This window comes from Nocardioides sp. Root140 (assembly GCF_001426745.1).
Taxonomy (GTDB): Bacteria; Actinomycetota; Actinomycetes; order Propionibacteriales; family Nocardioidaceae; genus Nocardioides.
In genome coordinates this window covers 91,473-110,922 of sequence record NZ_LMFI01000012.1, presented here as the reverse complement: position 1 = coordinate 110,922, position 19,450 = coordinate 91,473, and the positions used below count along the sequence as shown (strand labels likewise).

Genomic DNA, 19,450 nt, shown 5'->3' with positions numbered 1-19,450 from the left:
AGGGCTTCGGGCCCGGGAAACTGCTCAGTCAGCGGTCCCCGGGGCAGGTGTCGTCTTCTGCACCTGCATCAGGAACTCGATGTTGGTCTGCGACTTCCGCAGGCGTTCCAGGAGCAGCTCGAGGGCCTGCTGGCCGTCGAGCCCGGAGAGAACCCGACGCAACTTCCACACGATGGCGAGCTCTTCCTCGCTCATCAGCATCTCTTCCCGGCGAGTGCCGGACTGGACTGCGTCGATGGCCGGGAAGATCCGCTTGTCCGCGAGATCGCGACGCAGGCGCAGCTCCATGTTGCCGGTGCCCTTGAACTCCTCGAAGATCACCTCGTCCATCTTGGAGCCGCTCTCGATGAGCGCCGTGGCCAGGATGGTCAGCGACCCGCCGTCCTCGATGTTGCGGGCGGCACCGAAGAACTTCTTCGGCGGGTAGAGCGCAGCCGAGTCGACGCCGCCGGAGAGGATCCGGCCGCTCGGCGGGGCGGCCAGGTTGTAGGCCCGACCCAACCGGGTGATGCCGTCGAGGAGTACGACGACGTCGTGGCCGAGCTCGACGAGCCGCTTGGCCCGCTCGATCGCCAGCTCGGCGACCGTGGTGTGGTCGCTGGCCGGCCGGTCGAAGGTCGAGGAGATGACCTCGCCCTTGACCGAGCGCTCGAAGTCGGTGACCTCCTCAGGACGCTCGTCGACCAGCACCACCATCAGGTGACACTCGGGATTGTTCGTCGTGATCGAGTTCGCGATCGACTTCATGATCATCGTCTTGCCGGCCTTGGCGGGCGAGACGATGAGGCCGCGCTGGCCCTTGCCGATCGGGGCCGCGATGTCGATGACCCGGCCGATCAGGTTGGTCGGCTCGGTCTCGAGGCGAAGCCGCTCGGTCGGGTAGAGCGGGGTCAGCGTGGAGAAGTCGACCCGGCTGCGTGCCGACTCCGGGTCGGCACCGTTGACCGCGTCGATGCGGACCATCGGGTTGAACTTCTCCTTGCGCTCGCCCTCGCGGGGCTGGCGCACCTGGCCGACGATCGCGTCGCCGCGGCGCAGTCCGAACTTGCGGACCATCGACAGGGAGACGTAGACGTCCTCGGCGCCCGGCAGGTAGCCGCTGGTGCGCACGAATGCGTAGTTGTCGAGGACGTCGAGGATGCCGGCCGCCGGCACGAGTACGTCGTCCTCGAGGATCGTGGTGTCGGGCTCGTTGCGGCCGCCACGGGTGCTGCGCTCCGGACGCTCGCCGCGCTCGGAACGGTCGCGGCCCCGACGACGACGGTTGCGGCCACTGCCCTGCTCGTCACGGTCGGACTGGTTGTCCTGCTGGCCGCCCTGCTGGCGGTCCTGCTGCTTGTCCTGCTGGCCGCCCTGCCTGTCGGACTGCTGCTTCTCCTGCTGCTTGTCCTGCTGGCCGCCCTGCCTGTCGGACTGCTGCTTCTCCTGCTGCTTGTCCTGCTGGCCGGACTGGCGGTTGCCTTGTTGCCGGTCCTGTTGCCGGTCCTGTTGCCGGTCCTGCTGCTTGTCCTGGCGGCCCTGCTGCTTGTCGCCGTGCTGCTTGTCCTGCTGGCCGGCGCCACGGTCCTGCGCCTGATCGGCCTGCTTGTCCGACTGCTTGTCCGACTGCTTCTCGGGCTGGTCGCGGCGGGCGCGCTGGCCCTCCGACGCGTCCGCGCCGGAGGCCTCGCCTGCTGTCGCGCGGACCGACGACTCCTGGTTCGTGGCCTCCCGGTCGCCCTGGGCACGCTGGCGTTCACCGCGCGACTCACGCACGGTGTTCGCTTCGTCGGCCGGGCGTTCACCCTCGCCGGATCCGGCAGCGGCGCCCGGCGCCTTGGCCGCGCCGCGGACCCGGGTCCGGACCCGTGGCTGGTCCGGGGCGTTGTCGCTGGAGCCTCCGCTCGGTGCGGACGACTCCGCGGCCGGCTTGTCGGCGACCGGCTTGCCGCCCGACGGGCCGCTCGTCTTGCCGCTTGTCTGGGCCGCCTTGATGGCCTCGACCAGTTGCGCCTTCTTCATGCTGCCGGAGCCGCTGATGCCGAGGCCGCCGGCCATGGCCTTCAGGTCGGCGATCAGCATGGAGTTGAGCCCGCCGGTGCGCTTCTTGGGCGCGGCCTTGGCGGCCGGGGCCTCCGACTGCGTCGCAGCGGTGGTCTCGTTGGTTTCCGTCACGTGAGGTCCTTCCCACGTATCTGTGCCGTTCCGGCTCGAGTGCCGACGGCTTCTCGTGTATGTGCCTCGTCGCGCCCGGTCGCGAGTCACACCGAGGTGACGGTCGCCGACTGCGACATGACGAGGAGGAGGGTGCACCGCGCCGGGCGAACCCAGAGGGAGTGCGAGCGCCTGATGATCGTGGCGCCCGACCAGAGTAACACCAGGTGACCGCCCTCACTGCGCACCCGTCGTACGCGTCGGCGTGGGGTCAACTGGTGACGACAACCCCGTGCGTGTCGACCTCGAGGTGAAGCGTCGTCCAGCCCTCAGGGCACTGCGCCATCAGGGACTCGGGGCCGGTCGACCAGCCCGCCACCGGGTGCACCGGGCCGTCGGTGAACGCCAGGACGGTCGGCCCCGCCCCCGAGACGATCGCCGGGTGCTCCTGGCCGCGCAGGGCCTCGACCAGCGCCAAGGACTGCGGCATCGCGGGCGTCCGGTAGGACTGGTGCAGGTAGTCGCGGGTGGCCAGGTGCAGCAGGTCCGGACGTCGGGCCAGGGCCGCGACCAGCAGCGCCGTACGTCCGGAGTTCGCCGCAGCGTCGGCGTGCGGGACGACGTCGGGCAGCAGGCCCCGGGCGGCCTCGGTCGAGACGGGGGTGGACGGGATGAAGACCACCGCCGAGATGCGCGGGTCGACGACCGACCCGGCGGCGTAGAAGTCGTTCGCCTCACGTCCCGAAATCACGAAGCCCCCGTAGAGCGCAGGCGCCACGTTGTCGGGGTGCCCCTCGATCTCCGCCGCGAGGCGGAACATCGCGTCGTCGTCGAGCAGCAGCTGCCCGCCGGCGACGAGGCCGCGGGCCAGGGCGAGGCCCCCGACGATGGCGGCAGATGACGAGCCCAGGCCGCGCGCGTGCGGGATGCGGTTGACGCAGCTCAACGACAGGCCCGGAGGTTCGGCGTTCATCAGACCGAACGCAGCCCGCATCGCACGCACCACCAGGTGCGACTCGTCGCGGGGTACGTCGTCCGCACCGGCACCCTCGACGTCGATGCGCAGGCCGGAGCCGGTCACCGTGCCGGTGAGCTCGTCGCGCAACGAGAGGGCCAGGCCGAGCGAGTCGAAGCCCGGTCCGAGGTTGGCCGAGGTCGCCGGCACCGAGACCGTGACCGGGCCGTCGACGAATCGCGCCATGTCAGGCGAGACCGGCCGCCGCCGCCGCGGACTCGACGTCGGGGTCGACCACGTTGTCGACGAGGTCGCCGAACCCCTCGAGTGCGGTCGCGGTGTCCTTGAGCCCGTGGCCGGTCACGGTGATGACGATCGTCTTGCCGGTGAAGTCCTCGCCACCGACGTGCGCCTTCAGCAGACCAGCCACACCGGCTGCCGAGGCCGGTTCGACGAAGACGCCGTCGCTGGAGGCCAGCGCCTTCTGGGCGGCCAGGATCTCCTCGTCGGTCAGCGAGGTGAACCCGCCGCCCGACTCGGTGGCGGCGTCGACGGCCAGGGTCCACGAGGCGGGGTTGCCGACCCGGATGGCGGTGGCCTTGGTCTCGGGGTTCGGGAACGGCTCTCCGGTCACCAGGGGTGCGGCACCCTCGGCCTGGAAGCCACGCATCACGGGCAGCCGAGTGGCGTCACCGGAGGCGACGTACTCGGTGTAGCCGAGCCAGTACGCCGAGATGTTGCCGGCGTTCCCGACCGGCAGGAAGTGCAGGTCGGGGGCCTCGCCGAGGAAGTCGACGATCTCGAACGACGCGGTCTTCTGGCCCTGCAGGCGGATCGGGTTGACCGAGTTCACCAACGCGACGGGGTACTTCTCGGACAGGCCGCGGGCGATCGCCAGGCAGTCGTCGAAGTTGCCGCGCACCATGATGACCTGCGCGCCGTGCACGATCGCCTGGGCCATCTTGCCGGCCGCGATCTTGCCATCGGGCACGAGCACGAGCGGCTTGATGCCGGCCTTGGCCGCGTAGGCCGCCATCGACGCCGACGTGTTGCCGGTCGAGGCGCACACCACGGCCTTGGCGCCCTCGTGCACCGCCACGGAGATCGCCGCGGTCATGCCGCGGTCCTTGAACGAGCCGGTGGGGTTGTCACCCTCGACCTTGAGCCACACCTCGGCGCCGGTGAGGCCCGAGAGCCATCCGGAGGAGACCAGCGGGGTGCCGCCCTCACGCAGGGTGATGGCCGGGGTGCCCTCGGGGATGTCGAGGCGGTCGCGGTACTCCTCGACGACGCCGCGCCACTGGTGCGTGCTCACTCTGATTCACCTTCCACGCGCATCACCGAGGTGACCTCGCGAACCATGTCCATGCCCCGCAGGTGCTCGACGGTGGCGCTGAGTTGGGCGTCGGTCGCCCTGTGGGAAACCACGACGAGCTGTGCGTCGGCGCCGCGGCCTTCCTGGCGGACGGTCTGGATCGACACGTCGTGCTCGGCGAAGGCGAGCGCAACAGCCGCCAGCACACCCGCGCGGTCCTGGACGTCGAGCGCCACGTGGTAGCGCGTGATCGTCTCGCCCATGGGCAGCACGACACGATCGGCGTACGCCGACTCCCCCGCGCCGCGCGTTCCGCCGAGACGGTTGCGGGCCGCGGTGACGAGGTCACCGAGCACCGCCGACGCGGTCGGTGAGCCGCCGGCGCCGGGGCCGTAGAACATCAGCTGACCGGCCGCCTCGGACTCGACGAAGACCGCGTTGTAGGCCTCACGCACCGACGCCAGCGGGTGGGTGAGCGGGATCATCGCCGGGTGCACGCGCGCCGAGACAGCGTCGTCCTTGAGCTCGCAGATCGCCAGCAGCTTGACCACGCACTTCATCTCGCGGGCCGACTGCACGTCGGCGGCGGTCACCTCGGAGATGCCCTCACGGTAGACGTCGTCGGCGGTGACCCGGGTGTGGAACGCGATGCTGGCCAGGATGGCGGCCTTCGCTGCGGCGTCGAAGCCCTCGACGTCGGCGGTCGGGTCGGCCTCGGCGTACCCGAGCTCCTGGGCCTCCTCGAGCGCCTCGCCGAAGCCGGCACCCGAGGTGTCCATCTTGTCGAGGATGAAGTTGGTGGTGCCGTTGACGATGCCGAGCACGCGGGTGACCTTGTCACCGGCCAGCGACTCACGCAGCGGCCGCAGGATCGGGATCGCGCCGGCGACGGCCGCCTCGTAGTAGAGGTCGCGCCCCGCCTTGGCCGCGGCCTCGAAGAGCGTCGGCCCGTCTTCGGCGAGCAGCGCCTTGTTGGCCGTGACGACCGAGGCGCCGTTCTCGAGCGCGGTCAGGATCAGCGACCGGGCCGGCTCGATGCCACCGATCACCTCGACCACCAGGTCGAGGTCGCCCCGGGCGAGCAGCGCGTCGGCGTCGGTGGTGAGCAGTCCCTCGGGCACCTCGACCTCGCGGGTCGCGTCGAGGCGGCGTACGGCGACGCCGACCAGGTCGACCGGCGCACCGATCCGCGCGGCCAGGTCGTCGGACTGCTCGGTGAGCAACCGCACCACCTGTGAGCCGACCGAACCGCATCCCAGGACTGCGACCTTCAGCCGCTTGCCAGCCTCACTCAACTGCTTGCTCCATCACGTCGGGGTGCCACGTCGGTGGCCAGAAGATCGTCCTCAGTCTCTCGCCGAACGACGACGCGCGTGACGCCGTCCCGTACAGCGATCACCGGCGGGCGCAGCGCATGGTTGTAGTTGCTGGCCATCGAGCGGCAGTAGGCGCCGGTGCCGGGCACCGCGACGAGGTCTCCGGGGCGTACGTCGCCCGGGAGGAACTCGTCCTTGACCACGATGTCGCCGGCCTCGCAGTGCTTGCCGACCACGCGGGCCAGGACGGCGGGCGCCTCCGAGACGCGTGAGGCCAGCGTGCACGAGTAGTCGGCGTCGTAGAGGGCGGTGCGGATGTTGTCGCTCATGCCGCCGTCGACGCTGACGTAGACCCGTCGCGCGCCGCCGTCGAGGGCGACCTCCTTCACCGTTCCGACCTCATAGACCGTGCACACGCTCGGCCCGACGATGGCCCGACCGGGCTCGATCGAGAGGCGCGGCTCCTCGATGCCGAGCGCGCGGCACTCGTGCTCCACGATCTTGCTCATCTCGGTGGCCAGCTGCGCCGGGTCGGACGGGTCGTCCTGGGTGGTGTAGGCGATGCCGAAGCCCCCGCCGAGGTCCATCTCGGGCATGTCGACCGACAGCTCCTCGGAGACCCGGGCGTGCAGCGCCAGCACCCGTCGGGCGGCCACCTCGAAGCCCGAGGAGTCGAAGATCTGACTGCCGATGTGGCTGTGCAGCCCCAGGAGCTCGAGGCCCGGCGCGGCGAGCACGCGGCGTACGGCCTCGAAGGCGTCGCCCGAGGTGATCGAGAAGCCGAACTTCTGGTCCTCGTGGGCAGTGGCGATGTATTCGTGGGTGTGCGCCTCGACGCCCGCGGTCACCCGCAGCATCACCTTCACCGACCCCCCGGTCGAGGAGGCACGTCCCACCTCGAGACCAGCCGTGATCGCCTCGAGCCGCTCGATCTCGTGGAGGGAGTCGACCACGATGCGGCCCACATCGGCCTGGATCGCACGCCGCAGCTCGGCGGTGGTCTTGTTGTTGCCGTGGTAGCCGATGCGCGACGGGTCCACGCCACCACGCAGGGCGACGGTCAGCTCACTGTTGGAGCACACGTCGAGGCACAGACCCTCCTCGGCGATCCACGAGGCGATCGTCGTGCAGAGGAACGCCTTGCCGGCGTAGTAGACGTCGTACGCCGAGAACGCGTCACGGAAGGCGCGCGCCCGGCCGCGGAAGTCGTCCTCGTCGAGGACGTACGCCGGTGAGCCGTGCTCGGCGACGAGGTCACGGAGGTCCACTCCCCCGACGACCAGCGCACCGTCGTCGTTCTTGTGCGCGGTCGACGACCAGAGCTGGCCGACCAGGGCGTTGGCGTCGTCGGGCTCACGCAACCAGTGGGGTCCCCGGAGGGCACCGTCAGCGTGGGCCCAGCCGGAGGGGTGGGCGGTAGGCACTCCGGATCACATCCTCTCGGGCGCGGAGACGCCCAGGAGGGCGAGGCCGTTGGCCAGCACGGTCCGGGTCGCGTCGACGAGCAACAGCCGCGCCCGGTGCAGGTCCGTGGTCTCCTCGTCGCCGCGGGGCAGCACCCGGCAGCTGTCGTAGAACCGGTGGTAGACGCCGGCGAGGTCCTCGAGGTAGCGCGCGACCCGGTGCGGTTCGCGCAGCTCGGCGGCCGCCTTGACCACGCGCGGGAACTCCGCGAGGGAGCGCAGCAGCACGCCCTCCTTCTCGTGGACCAGGAGCTCGGGGTGCGACGCCGCCACGACGTCGAGGTCGGCCGCGTTGCGCAGCAGGCTCGCCACCCGTGCGTGGGCGTACTGCACGGTGAAGACCGGGTTGTCGTTGGTTGCCTTCGCCCACAGGTCGAGGTCGATGTCGATGGGCGAGTCCGAGTGGTAGCGGGCCAGTGCGTAGCGGCTGGCGTCGACACCGATCGCGCCGACCAGGTCGTCGATGGTGACGACCGTCCCGGCACGCTTGGACATCCGCAGCGGCTGGCCGTCGCGGAGCAGGTTGACCATCTGGCCGATCAGGATCTCGAGGTTCTTGCCCGGCTCGTCGCCGAATGCGGCACACATGGCGTTCATGCGGCCCACGTAGCCGTGGTGGTCGGCGCCGAGCATGATGAAGCAGCGGTCGAAGCCCCGCTCCCTCTTGTCGAGGTAGTAGGCCAGGTCGCCGGACAGGTAGGCGCCGTTGCCGTCGGACTTGATGATCACGCGGTCCTTGTCGTCACCGAACTTCTCGGTGGCGAGCCAGAGCGCGTTGTCCTTCTCGTAGGTGTTGCCGAGCTCGGTGAGCCGCTCGACCGCCTTCGCGACGGCACCGCTCTTGTGCAGGTTGTCCTCGTGGAAGTAGACGTCGAAGTCGACGCGGAAGTCGCGCAGCGACTTCTTGATCTCGTCGAACATCATCTCGACGCCGATCCGGCGGAAGACCTCGCGCGCCTCGTCGTCGCCGAGCTCGAGGACGTCGGGCTCCTGCGCGACGATCGCTGCGGCGATGTCCTGGATGTACTCGCCGCCGTAGCCGTCCTCGGGGGCCGGCTCCCCCTTGGCGCTGGCCAGCAACGAGTTGCTGAACCTGTCGATCTGGCCGCCGTGGTCGTTGAAGTAGTACTCCCGGGTGACCTCGGCGCCGGTCATCGTGAAGATTCGGCCGAGCGCGTCACCGACGGCAGCCCAACGCACGGCACCGATGTGCAACGGACCCGTGGGGTTGGCCGAGACGAACTCGAGGTTGATCTTCTCGCCGGCGAACGCGTCGGAGGCGCCGTACGATGACCCGGCGGCCACGACCTCGGCGGCGAGCCGGCCCTGGGCGCCCGCGTCGACCGTGATGTTGAGGAAGCCGGGACCGGCGATCTCGACCTCGGCGACACCGTCGGCGGCAGTCAGCTTCTCCGCCACCAGCTCGGCGAGGGCGCGCGGATTCGTGCCAGCCTTCTTGGCGAGCTGGAGGGCGACGTTGGTGGCGTAGTCCCCGTGGCCCTTCTGTCGCGGCCGCTCGATCGTCACCTCGGAGGGAACGCCGTCGGGCAGGGCGAGCGCGCCCTGGTCGACCAACGAGGCAAGGGCATCGACGACTGCGGTGGAGAGCTGTTCGGGAGTCACCCGGTAAGCCTATCGGCGGACCTCGGTTTCACGTCAGCGAGTATCGACCGGTAGTCTTCGGCAGCGCGCTGCGACGCGCATGCCTCCGTAGCTCAGGGGATAGAGCACTGGTTTCCGGTACCAGGTGCCGCAGGTTCGAATCCTGCCGGAGGCGCTCGACCGAATCACCACCACAACCCCGCCCGAACGTGCGGGGTTGTCGGCATTTCGTGACCCGTGTGACTGGTGTGAACCATCCGAATGCCGGGCAATCTCGCCATTCTCCAGCGGGTTTGCCCAATTTTGGGGAAGATTTCCACGTAACGAAGTGGACTGCCTCTCGTTGCATCCGGTGAGACCTTTCATCGGGAGCTGACATAGGCGGTCTCGGACCACTATTTATCGTTTTGGGGAGACAACCTGTGAAGACTTCAGTGCGGCGTATTCTCGCTGCTTCAACGGCCACGGCAGTGGCCATGGTCGGTGCGCTCGGCCTTGCCGGCAGCGCGAACGCGGCACCCGCCGCGGCCGCGACGACCATCACGAACTACGCGTTCCAGGGCTGGGCCTACGGCACCTACGCGAACGTCGGCCTCGCCGGCGTCTCGTCGTCGCCGACCGCCTACTCCTGGCTGGGCTGCACCCGCCGTACCGGCATCATCCGTGACCGCAGCGTCGCCGCCGCCAACGTGCCGAACCCGAGCCCCGTGCTCAAGGTCGGCGCCGTGGCCAGCCGCAGCCGCACCTACAAGTCCGGCAGGACCGTCGGCATGCGCAGCACCAACCGGGTCGCCTCGGTCCGTCTCGGCGCTGCCGACGGGCTGAACCTCAGCATCACCGGTCTCTCCACCACGGCCGACGCCCACGCCCGGTCCGGCAGGTTCGGCACCAGCGCGTCGTTCAGCTCGGTCGACATCGCCGCCAACACCGGCACGCCGCTCGACGACATCCTGAACCAGGTCGGCGCCGGCGTCGGCGACCTGATCAAGCAGCTGCAGAAGGCCACCGGCAACGAGCTCACGCTCCCCGGTCTCGGCGTCATCCGGCTCGGCAAGACGCGCAAGGCGGCCTACGCCCACCACGCGTTCGCCAACGCCGTGGCGTTGAACGTCACGCTCTTCGGTCTCGACGGCCACGCCGGCGGATCCGACGACGTCAACGTGACCATCGGTCGCTCCTTCGCCCAGATCAGCGACGACGTCCCGTCAGCCGTGATGGCCGGCAACGCCCGGGTCCTCGAGGCCAAGGTGCTCGGCGGTGTGGTCACCGCGGGTCCGATCTCCGAGCGCTCCATTCCCTGTGAGGGCACTCGCGGCGTGGTCCGCAAGAGCGCGACGGTCGGCGCCAACCTGCTGAACCTGAACGCCGTCGTCGCCGGTGTCGCCCAGGCCCGGGTGTACGGCGTGCAGCAGAGCCGTGGCCGCGCCAAGGCCTGGACCGAGGCCGCACTGGCCGACATCAAGCTGGGCGTCGGCGACTCCAGCCTGCAGGTCAAGGGCGTCGTGGCCCGTGCCAACGTGGCGCGCTCCGCCAAGGGCCGCATCGCCAAGAGCACAGCCGGAAGCTCGGTCGCCTCGATCACCTTCGGTGGCAAGGCCTACAAGGTTCCGGTCCCCGGCCAGACGCTCGACATCGGCGGGCTGGTCAAGATCCAGTCGATGGTGAAGTCGACCACCAAGACCGGCATCACCGTCACGGCCCTTCGGGTGACCGTGCTCGGCGACCAGACCGTCGTGGTGAACATCGGCGTGGCGAAGGCCAGCCTGCGTCGCACCTGATCCACCGCATCACCTGACAGACGCTGAAGGGGCGGCTCCGATCCGGAGCCGCCCCTTCACGCTTTCCCGAGCTCACGCCCGCCGGTTCAGCAGTGGGAGATCACGGCGTCCTTGCGGGCGTCGTTGCCGTAGCGCCGCGCCTGGTCGACGTACGGCAGGACGACGCTGGCGCCACCGATGTTCCCGATGCTGCCGTTGACCACGCAGTGGGTGATCCGGTCGCTGCGCACCGCCGCCACCGCGCGTGCGATGCGGAAGAGCTCCTTGGGCGGCACCCGGGCGTCCATGTGCTGCATGACCGCCAGGGTGCCCTTGTCGAGGAAGCCGGGCTGGTCCTGCCGGGCCTTGACCTGCCGGTGGATCGCCTGCAGTGTCTCCTGCTGGTTCGCCGACCGGTCGAAGTCACCACGCGGCAACGACTTGCGCACCCGCGAGAACGCCAACGCCCCCAACCCACCGAGGTGCTGCTTGCCCACCTTGAAGCCCTGTGGCCGAAGGTAGGGGTCGCTGAAGGCGTGCCGCGAGTTGACCGTGATGCCGCCGATCGCGGTGACCATGTTGCGCAGCCCCATGAAGCTGGCCACCATCACGTAGTCGGGTTCCACGCCGGTGAGGCCCTTCACGGTCTCGGCCATCAGCTGCGGACCGCCGAAGTAGAGGGCCGCGTTGATCCGGTTCGACCCGTGTCCCGGGATCGAGACCCAGGAGTCGCGCGGCATGCCGATCGCCGTGGCCGCGCCAGTGCGGCTGTTGATGCCGACCAGCTGGATGGCGTCGGCACGGCTGCGCAGCACGTTCTGGCCGGGCCGGGCATCGGAGCCGAGAGCCAGGATCCACACCACGTCCGGCGACAGGTCGACCCCCTGCGCGCGCTGCACCTTCACGAGGGTCGCGTCGGTCTGGCTCACCGAGCTGTTCGGCACGAGCAAGAGCGTCGCGGAGAGTACGGCGGCCAACGCCGTCCTGCTCAGTAGTCGTCGCATCAGTTGTCCTTCCTCGACGCCGGCACGGCCCTGGCCGAGCGCGCCACGTCGTACTCGAAGATCCGCCAGGTGCCCTTGACCGGGCTCAGGGTCAGCCGACCTGTCACCGTCACGCGGCGCCGGGCGTCACCGTCGGTGTCGAAGACGAGCCGGAAGCGCGCGGTGGCACCCACCGCTCGCTTCGACGCGCCGAGCAGGTCGACCTTCACGGTGCGGCGTACGACGGTCACCTCGTCGATGCGGCCCGCCAGCTGGGCGTTCGAGGTGAGCGTCCTGTCGTGCCGGGCCTGCGCTGCCAGGTCGCGGGTGAAGCCGGGCCACGAGCCCTTCATGCTGCGCCGGGGGAAGTCGCCGCCGACCCAGGCCGCCTCGAACCACGTGTCGACGGTGCGTCCGACCGTCGTCACTGCCTGCGTGCGCCGCTTCGGCGGGAGCTTGCCGGTGACCTTGCCGACCGTGGCCACCAGGGGCACCTGGGCCACCCGGGGCTCGTCGAGCCCCGGCGCACGCCCCTTCTCGGTCGGGTCGTCGCCCTCGTCGTCGGAGCTGCATCCGCTCGCGAACAGGGCCAGGACGAGCACCAGTGCGGCTCCTCGTGCTCGCCGATTTCTCTTCGTCGACATCAGTCGTGCACCTCCTCAATGGTGATACCGGCAACACCTTGCCCGAGAAGGGAGACCAGCCTCTGCATTTGTTGCCGGGTGGGTCTAGCCTTGACGCTTGTATCGACACCCCGCAAATGCCGCACCGGAAGAGGCGAACCAAGCCGTGGCTGAGTCTTCTCAGAACAACCGACTTATCGACTTCGGAGCCAACGAGTGGCTCGTTGACGAAATGTTCGAGCAGTACCAGAAGGATCCGGCCAGCGTGGGCCCGGAATGGACCGCATACTTCAAGGATCAGGGCGGCTCCAACGGGGCCGCTCCCGCATCCGGAGACGCCTCCGCGCCGGCCTCACGGACGACCGCACCGACCGCGTCCGCCCCGGCCGCGGCACCCTCCCAGCCCGCGCAGCAGGCTGCGGCGGCTCCCGCCGCGGCAGCGCCTGCGGCAGAGACACCCGCGGCCGACTCCGCGACGCCGGCTCCGGTGGCCAAGCCCCGCCCGGTGAGCAAGCCGGTCGAGCCCGCCAAGGGCACCGCGAACCCCGAGCCGCGTGACCCCAAGCCCAGCGAGCCGAGCGAGCCGACCGACGAGCCGAAGCACACCGTGCTGCGCGGCATCGCGGCCGCCACGGCGAAGAACATGGACGTCTCCCTCCACGTCCCGACGGCAACCTCGGTGCGCAACGTCCCGGTGAAGCTGCTGTGGGACAACCGCGTGGTCATCAACAACCACCTCAAGCGCGCCCGTGGTGGCAAGGTCTCGTTCACCCACCTCATCGGCTACGCGATCGTCAAGGCGATCCGCTCGATGCCGGAGATGAACAACTCCTACACCGAGACCAACGGCAAGCCCACCATGGTCACGCCGGCGCACATCAACCTCGGGCTGGCCATCGACCAGCAGAAGCCCGACGGCACCCGCCAGCTCGTCGCCCCCTCCATCAAGGCGACCGAGTCGATGGACTTCGCCGGCTTCTGGACGGCGTACGAAGCGATCATCCGCAAGGCCCGCGACAACAAGCTGTCGATGGACGACTACACCGGCACCACGATCAGCCTGACCAACGTCGGTGGCCTCGGCACCAACAACTCGGTCCCCCGCCTGATGGCCGGCCAGGCCGCGATCATCGGCGTCGGCTCGATGGACTACCCGCCGGAGTTCCAGGGCGCGTCCGAGGAGACGTTGACCCGCAACGCGGTCAGCCGCATCCTCACCATCACCTCGACCTACGACCACCGGGTCATCCAGGGTGCCCAGTCGGGTGAGTTCCTGCGCCGGCTGCACCAGCTGCTGCTGGGCGAGGAGGGGTTCTACGACGAGATCTTCCGCTCGCTGCGCATCCCCTACGAGCCGATCCGTTGGGGCAACGACATCGCCACCAACCACGATGACGAGATCAGCAAGCAGGCCCGCATCCTCGAGCTGATCCACGCCTACCGGGTGCGCGGTCACATGATGGCCGACACCGACCCGCTCGAGTACCGCCAGCGCAGCCACCCCGACCTCGAGATCGAGTCGCACGGGCTGACCCTGTGGGACCTCGACCGCGAGTTCGCCACCGGCTCGTTCGGTGGCGAGGGCCGCCGCTTCATGCGCCTGCGCCAGATCCTCGGCATCCTGCGTGACTCCTACTGCCGCACCATCGGCATCGAGTACATGCACATCCAGGACCCCGAGCAGCGTCGCTGGATCCAGGAGCGCGTCGAGCAGCCGCACGTGAAGACGCCCCGCGAGGAGCAGTTGCGGATCCTGCTGAAGCTCAACCAGGCCGAGGCCTTCGAGACCTTCCTGCAGACCAAGTTCGTCGGCCAGAAGCGGTTCAGCCTCGAGGGCGCGGAGACCACCGTGCCGGTGATCGACGAGATCTGTGAGGCAGCGGCCGAGTCGGCCCTCGACGAGGTCTGCATCGGCATGGCCCACCGTGGGCGCCTCAACGTGCTGGCCAACATCGTCGGCAAGAAGTACTCCCAGATCTTCCGCGAGTTCGAGGGCAACATCGACCCGCGCACCGTCCAGGGATCCGGCGACGTGAAGTACCACCTCGGCGCCGAGGGTGAGTTCCTCTCGGGCCTCGGCGACAGGATCAAGGTCTCCGTGGCCGCGAACCCGTCGCACCTCGAGGCCGTCGACCCGGTGCTCGAGGGCATCGCCCGCGCCAAGCAGGACGTCCTCGACCGGGGCGCCGAATACCCCGTGCTCCCGCTGCTCGTGCACGGTGACGCGGCGTTCGCCGGTCAGGGTGTCGTCGCCGAGACGCTCAACCTGTCGCAGCTGCGCGGCTACCGCACGGGCGGCACGATCCACCTGGTGGTCAACAACCAGGTCGGCTTCACCACCTCCCCCGGTTCGTCGCGCTCCTCGCTCTACTGCACCGACGTCGCCCGCATGGTGCAGGCGCCGATCTTCCACGTGAACGGCGACGACCCCGAGGCCTGCATCCGCGTGGCTCGTCTGGCCTTCGAGTACCGCCAGGCGTTCCGCAAGGACGTCGTCATCGACCTGGTCTGCTACCGCCGTCGCGGTCACAACGAGGGTGACGACCCGTCGTACACCCAGCCGTTGATGTACGACCTGATCGAGCAGAAGCGGTCGATCCGCAAGCTCTACACCGAGTCCCTGATCGGTCGTGGCGACATCACGATCGAGGAGGCCGAGACCGTGCTGCGCGACTACCAGCAGCAGCTCGAGCGGGTCTTCACCGAGGTGCGTGAGGCCAAGAGCTCGCCCGACGAGTGGACCACCGTTCCGGACTACCCGGAGAAGCCCGCGGGCGAGGCGGTCACCAAGATCAGCCAGGACGTCCTCAAGCGCATCTCCGACGCCTACGTCACGCCGCCGGAGGGCTTCACCGTCCACCCGAAGGTGATGCCGCAGCTCCAGCGTCGCGCCACGGCGATCACCGAGGGCCCGATCGACTGGGGCACCGGCGAGATCCTGGCATTCGGCTCGTTGCTGATGGAGGGTCGTCCGGTGCGTCTGGCCGGCCAGGACTCACGTCGCGGCACGTTCGTGCAGCGGTTCGCCACCATCATCGACCGCACCAACGCCGACGAGTGGACCCCGCTGAGCACGCTCACCGAGGACCAGGCCCGCTTCCACGTCTACGACTCGCTGCTCTCCGAGTACGCCGCCCTCGGCTTCGAGTACGGCTACTCCGTGGCCCGTCCCGACGCCCTGGTGCTGTGGGAGGCCCAGTTCGGTGACTTCGTCAACGGCGCACAGACCGTCATCGACGAGTTCATCACCGCCGGTGAGGCCAAGTGGCGCCAGCAGTCGGGCGTCGTACTCCTCCTGCCGCACGGCTACGAGGGCCAGGGCCCCGACCACTCGTCGGCCCGCATCGAGCGGTTCCTGGCGATGTGTGCCGAGGACGCCATGGTCGTGGCACAGCCGTCGACGCCCGCGTCGTACTTCCACCTGCTGCGCCGGCACTCGCTGGGTGAGGAGCACCGCCCGCTGGTGGTCTTCACGCCCAAGTCGATGCTCAAGCGCAAGGAGGCGGCCTCGCAGCCGGCCGACTTCACGCAGGGGTCGTTCCAGGGCCTGATCGGCGACGACCAGGCCGACCCGAACACCGTCGACACGCTGCTGCTGTGCTCGGGCCGGGTCACCTGGGACCTCATGGTCGACCGCGGCAAGCGCGAGAACGGCAACCGTTTCGCGATCGCCCGCGTCGAGCGCCTCTACCCGTCGCCCGACGAGCAGATCGCCGACGAGATCAAGAAGTTCCCGAACCTCAAGACGGTCCGCTGGGTGCAGGACGAGCCGCAGAACATGGGCCCGTGGCCGCACTACGCGCTCAACGTCTGGAACAAGCTCGGCATCGAGGTCCAGCCGATCACCCGGGCCGCCTCGTCGGCGCCCTCGGTGGGCGTGGCCAAGCGGCACCAGGAAGAGCAGCGCAACCTGCTCGACCGTGCCTTCGAGTGAGCTGAACCAGATGTACTTCACCGACCGCGGCATCGAAGAGCTCGAGAAGCGTCGGGGTGACGAGGAAGTCACCCTGGCGTGGGTCGCCGACCGGTTGCAGGAGTTCACCGACACGTTCCCGGAGTTCGAGACCCCCGTCGAGCGGCTGGCCACCTGGCTGGCCCGCCTCGACGATCCGGAGGACTAGGACACGCCCTGGTTCCAGACGCAGAGCGGCCCCGCGACTCGATGAGTCGCGGGGCCGCCTTGCTTGTCTGCCGATCAAGCCGTGCTCAGCAGGTCAGCCCTGTCGTGGAGCCGGCCGGATCGTCACCTCGGGGATCGTCGCGTCCCCCGGCAGGTCGAGCACGTGGACGATCGTCCCGGCCGCGGTCTGCGGATCGATCCAGTTGCTCGCGTCGTACGCCGCCCCCTCCTGCTCGTGCACCTTCTGCTGCATCGCGGTCGCCGTACGTGAGGGGTAGACGGTGGTGACGCGTACGCCGTTCCCCTGCTCCTCGGCACGCAGGGCGTCGGCAAACGCGCGCACCCCGAACTTCGAGGCGGCGTAGGCCGACCAGTGTGCGTTCGCCGTGAGACCGGCGGAGGAGTTCACGACGAGCACCAGGCCACGCGCAGCACGCAGCGCCGGGAGACAGGCCTTGGTGAGCAGCATCGGGGCCACCAGGTTCACGTCGAGCTGCGCGCGAAGGTCGTCCACCTCGAGCTCCGCCACAGGACCCAGCTCGACGACACCCGCGATGTGCAGCACGCTGTCGAGGGCATCGGGCAGGCCGGTCAGGGACTGCTCCAGCGAAGCCGGGTCGGCGAGGTCGGCCACGAACACGTGCGCCTGGGGGAACTCGCGTGACAGGTCGTCGGCGCGCTGCGCCGAGCGGGCGGGCAGCCACAACTCGTCGCCGCGACCGGCGAGGATGCGGGCGACCGCCGCACCGATCCCCGAGCCGGCGCCGGTGACCAGGTGCCGGCCCGGTGCCGTCATCGGGTGAGGACGATCTTGCCGAACACGTCACCCTTCGCCATTGCCGCGAAGCCCTCACGTGCGTCGGCCATGGGGATCTCACGGTCGATCAGGGGGCGGGTGCCGGTGGCGTCCAGCATCTGGGTCAGGGCGGCCAGCTCACGGCTGGTGCCCATCGTCGAGCCGACCACGCTCAGCTGGAGGAAGAAGATGCGGGTCAGCTCGGCGTCGTCGAGCTGTGGGCCGGACGTCGTACCGCTGATCACGATCCTGCCGCCGGGGCGCAGGGCCCGGATCGAGTGGGACCAGGTGGCGCGGCCGACGGTCTCCATGACCGCGTCGACCTTCATCGGCAGCCGGGCGTTGGACTCGAAGACCTCGTGGGCACCGATCTCGAGGGCGCGGGTCCGCTTGGTCTTGTCGCGGCTGGTGGCCAGCACCTTCAGGCCGCCGGCACGAGCCAGCGTGATCAGCGCGGTGGCCACGCCGCCGCCGGCGCCCTGCACCAGCACGCTGTCGCCGGCCTTGAGCCCGCCCTGGGTGAAGAGCATGCGGTACGCGGTGAGCCAGGCGGTCGGCAGGCAGGCCGCCTCGGCGAACGACATCGAGGCGGGCTTGGCGATCACGTTGCGCCTCGGCACGATCACCTTGTCGGCAAAGGTGCCCTGGTGGCGCTCGGAGAGCAGGGAGCGCTTCGGGTCGAAGGTCTCGTCGCCGGACCAGTCCGGGTCGCTGACGACGGCGTGCACGAGCACCTCGTTGCCGTCCTCGTCGAGACCCGCGGCGTCGCAGCCGAGGATCATCGGCAGCGACTCCTCGCGGAGCCCGACCCCGCGCAACGACCAGAGGTCGTGGTGGTTGAGCGAGGCTGCCTTGACGGTGACCGTCGTCCAGCCATCAGGGGCGACCGGGTCGGGACGCTCCCCGACCACCAGGCCGCTCAGCGGATCTTCGGACGAGAACTTCTCTGCATAGACCGCAAACATGACCCGAGCCTAGCGACGTGTGGAGCCTTGCCGGCTGGGTGGTCAGTCGCTGGTCAGTCGGTGGTGGTCAGTCACCCGTGATGCGGGCGACTCCGTCGCGACGAGCCGCCTCGGCCACCGCGGCCGCGACCGCCGGGCCGACCCGCGGGTCGAACGGCGAGGGAATGATGCAGTCCTCGGTGAGCGCGTCGCCGACGAGATCGGCCAGCGCCTCGGCGGCGGCCAGCTTCATGCCCTCGGTGATCGCCCGGGCGTGCACGTCGAACGCACCCCGGAAGATGCCCGGGAAGGCCAGCACGTTGTTGATCTGGTTGGGGTAGTCGGACCGGCCGGTGGCAACCACGCGGGCGTGCCGGTGGGCGACGTCGGGGTGCACCTCGGGCGTGGGGTTGGCCAGGCCGAAGATGATCGCGTCGGCCGCCATGGTCGCCACGATCTCCTCGGGAACGTTGCCACCGGAGACACCGATGTAGACGTCGGCGCCCTTCATGACGTCGGCCAGGCTGCCCGTGCGACCGAAGTTGTCGGCGGTGTCTCGGGCGAGGTCCTGCTTGACCTGGGTGAGGTCGGAACGCTCGGAGTTGAGCACGCCCTGCCGGTCGATGACGGCGATGTCCTTGATGCCCGCCTCGAGCATGATCCGGGTGACCGCCACGCCCGCGGCGCCGGCACCGGAGATCACGACGCGGGTCGTCTCGGCGAGGCGCCCGGTGAGCTTCAGCGCGTTCTTCAGGGCGGCCAGGGCGACCACGGCGGTGCCGTGCTGGTCGTCGTGGAAGACGGGGATGTCGAGGCGGTCCTTGAGCCGTTGCTCGATCTCGAAGCAGCGCGGCGCAGAGATGTCCTCGAGGTTGATGCCGCCGAAGGACGGCGCCATGCGGGCCACGGTCTCGACGATCTCGTCGACGTCGGTGGTGGCCAGGCAGATCGGGATCGCGTCGACGCCGCCGAACTGCTTGAACAGCACCGCCTTGCCCTCCATCACGGGCATGGCTGCGGCCGGTCCGATGTCGCCCAGGCCAAGAACGGCCGTTCCGTCGGTGACCACGGCCACCGTGTTGGGCACCCACGTGAAGTGGCGGGTCATCTCGGGGTCTTCGGCGATCGCTTCGCAGACGCGGGCCACACCCGGCGTGTAGGCGAGCGACAACTCGTCGGCCCCGGCCAGCTCGACCCGGGAGCGGATCTCCATCTTCCCGCCGACGTGCAGGTCGAAGACGGGGTCGCCCGCGAACGGGTGCTCCGCGTTGTCGTTCACAGAGGAAGGCATGACGGACTTTCGTAAGAGAGTGCGGTGTGGGCGGGCCCAGCTCGACGCGTCAGAGGTGGTTCGCGGAACTTGTCGGACCAGGGGGTCTCCCTGCCGGTCATCTTGTCATAACCCGGGCGCGCACAGAATGGCGATTCCTTCCGTGCCGAAGA

Annotated in this window: 14 protein-coding genes and 1 tRNA gene; 4 read left to right on the top strand and 11 right to left on the bottom strand. The window is 69.5% G+C overall.

Annotation, left to right across the window (positions count from 1 at the left end; all coding sequences use genetic code 11):
* Positions 1–24: 24 nt before the first annotated feature.
* From rho to argS, 6 genes are all read right to left on the bottom strand, one after another.
* Positions 25–2,154, bottom strand: coding sequence for a transcription termination factor Rho (rho, locus tag ASD30_RS20600; RefSeq protein ID WP_056686395.1), 2,130 nt, complete (start codon positions 2,152–2,154; stop codon positions 25–27).
* 250 nt (positions 2,155–2,404) lie between these two features.
* A complete protein-coding gene (thrB, locus tag ASD30_RS20595; RefSeq protein ID WP_056686393.1) occupies positions 2,405–3,334 on the bottom strand; it encodes a homoserine kinase in 930 nt (309 codons plus the stop codon).
* Between the two features lies 1 nt (position 3,335).
* Entirely contained in the window at positions 3,336–4,403 is a 1,068-nt protein-coding gene (gene thrC / locus ASD30_RS20590; RefSeq protein ID WP_056686392.1) for a threonine synthase, read from the bottom strand.
* On the bottom strand, positions 4,400–5,698 hold the full coding sequence (locus ASD30_RS20585) for a homoserine dehydrogenase (RefSeq protein WP_056686389.1): 1,299 nt from the start codon (positions 5,696–5,698) through the stop codon (positions 4,400–4,402). Before ASD30_RS20585 ends, thrC begins: the two co-directional genes overlap by 4 nt.
* A complete protein-coding gene (gene lysA / locus ASD30_RS20580) occupies positions 5,695–7,143 on the bottom strand; it encodes a diaminopimelate decarboxylase (RefSeq protein WP_056686386.1) in 1,449 nt (482 codons plus the stop codon). The genes ASD30_RS20585 and lysA overlap by 4 nt, the downstream gene beginning before the upstream one ends.
* 6 nt (positions 7,144–7,149) lie before the next feature.
* Positions 7,150–8,805, bottom strand: coding sequence for an arginine--tRNA ligase (gene argS, locus ASD30_RS20575; protein WP_056686375.1), 1,656 nt, complete (start codon positions 8,803–8,805; stop codon positions 7,150–7,152).
* Between the two features lie 81 nt (positions 8,806–8,886).
* On the opposite strand from argS, the gene ASD30_RS20570 reads away from it, so the two are divergent.
* Both ASD30_RS20570 and ASD30_RS20565 read left to right on the top strand, forming a co-directional pair.
* Positions 8,887–8,959: transfer RNA gene (locus tag ASD30_RS20570), tRNA-Arg, on the top strand.
* A 247-nt stretch (positions 8,960–9,206) separates the two neighbouring features.
* The gene (locus ASD30_RS20565; protein WP_156388877.1) at positions 9,207–10,562 is read left to right on the top strand and encodes a choice-of-anchor P family protein; all 1,356 of its coding nucleotides are present in this window, start codon (positions 9,207–9,209) and stop codon (positions 10,560–10,562) included.
* An 86-nt stretch (positions 10,563–10,648) separates the two neighbouring features.
* Here the strand turns inward: ASD30_RS20565 and ASD30_RS20560 are convergent, their stop codons facing one another.
* Positions 10,649–11,545: an LCP family protein gene (locus ASD30_RS20560; protein WP_056686369.1), complete on the bottom strand. Its 897-nt coding sequence runs from the start codon at positions 11,543–11,545 to the stop codon at positions 10,649–10,651.
* Entirely contained in the window at positions 11,545–12,168 is a 624-nt protein-coding gene (locus ASD30_RS20555) for a hypothetical protein (protein WP_156388876.1), read from the bottom strand. The genes ASD30_RS20560 and ASD30_RS20555 overlap by 1 nt, the downstream gene beginning before the upstream one ends.
* 145 nt (positions 12,169–12,313) lie before the next feature.
* Between ASD30_RS20555 and ASD30_RS20550 the strand changes: the two genes are divergently transcribed.
* Both ASD30_RS20550 and ASD30_RS20545 read left to right on the top strand, forming a co-directional pair.
* Positions 12,314–16,081 (top strand): multifunctional oxoglutarate decarboxylase/oxoglutarate dehydrogenase thiamine pyrophosphate-binding subunit/dihydrolipoyllysine-residue succinyltransferase subunit, encoded by a 3,768-nt coding sequence (locus ASD30_RS20550; protein WP_056686361.1) that lies wholly within the window; start codon positions 12,314–12,316, stop codon positions 16,079–16,081.
* A gap of 10 nt (positions 16,082–16,091) precedes the next feature.
* Positions 16,092–16,268: a DUF6104 family protein gene (locus ASD30_RS20545; RefSeq protein ID WP_235530257.1), complete on the top strand. Its 177-nt coding sequence runs from the start codon at positions 16,092–16,094 to the stop codon at positions 16,266–16,268.
* 93 nt (positions 16,269–16,361) lie between these two features.
* Here the strand turns inward: ASD30_RS20545 and ASD30_RS20540 are convergent, their stop codons facing one another.
* The 3 genes from ASD30_RS20540 to ASD30_RS20530 form a co-directional block, all read right to left on the bottom strand.
* Positions 16,362–17,063, bottom strand: coding sequence for an SDR family oxidoreductase (locus tag ASD30_RS20540; RefSeq protein WP_056686357.1), 702 nt, complete (start codon positions 17,061–17,063; stop codon positions 16,362–16,364).
* Positions 17,060–18,028, bottom strand: a complete 969-nt coding sequence (locus ASD30_RS20535; RefSeq protein ID WP_056686353.1) for a zinc-binding dehydrogenase — start codon at positions 18,026–18,028, stop codon at positions 17,060–17,062. Before ASD30_RS20535 ends, ASD30_RS20540 begins: the two co-directional genes overlap by 4 nt.
* A 67-nt stretch (positions 18,029–18,095) precedes the next feature.
* Positions 18,096–19,298 carry an NAD(P)-dependent malic enzyme gene (locus ASD30_RS20530; RefSeq protein WP_056686349.1) on the bottom strand — a complete coding sequence of 401 codons (1,203 nt, stop codon included), beginning with the start codon at positions 19,296–19,298 and terminating at the stop codon, positions 18,096–18,098.
* Between the last annotated feature and the right edge of the window lie 152 nt (positions 19,299–19,450).

Bases quoted from the DNA above. Each gene is read 5' to 3' on its own strand.
- thrB (WP_056686393.1), bottom strand. From the start codon at position 3,334: ATGGCGCGATTCGTCGACGGCCCGGTCACGGTCTCGGTGCCGGCGACC.
- ASD30_RS20560 (WP_056686369.1), bottom strand. From the start codon at position 11,545: ATGCGACGACTACTGAGCAGGACGGCGTTGGCCGCCGTACTCTCCGCG.
- ASD30_RS20555 (WP_156388876.1), bottom strand. From the start codon at position 12,168: ATGTCGACGAAGAGAAATCGGCGAGCACGAGGAGCCGCACTGGTGCTC.
- ASD30_RS20545 (WP_235530257.1), top strand. From the start codon at position 16,092: ATGTACTTCACCGACCGCGGCATCGAAGAGCTCGAGAAGCGTCGGGGT.
- ASD30_RS20540 (WP_056686357.1), bottom strand. From the start codon at position 17,063: ATGACGGCACCGGGCCGGCACCTGGTCACCGGCGCCGGCTCGGGGATC.
- ASD30_RS20535 (WP_056686353.1), bottom strand. From the start codon at position 18,028: ATGTTTGCGGTCTATGCAGAGAAGTTCTCGTCCGAAGATCCGCTGAGC.
- ASD30_RS20530 (WP_056686349.1), bottom strand. From the start codon at position 19,298: ATGCCTTCCTCTGTGAACGACAACGCGGAGCACCCGTTCGCGGGCGAC.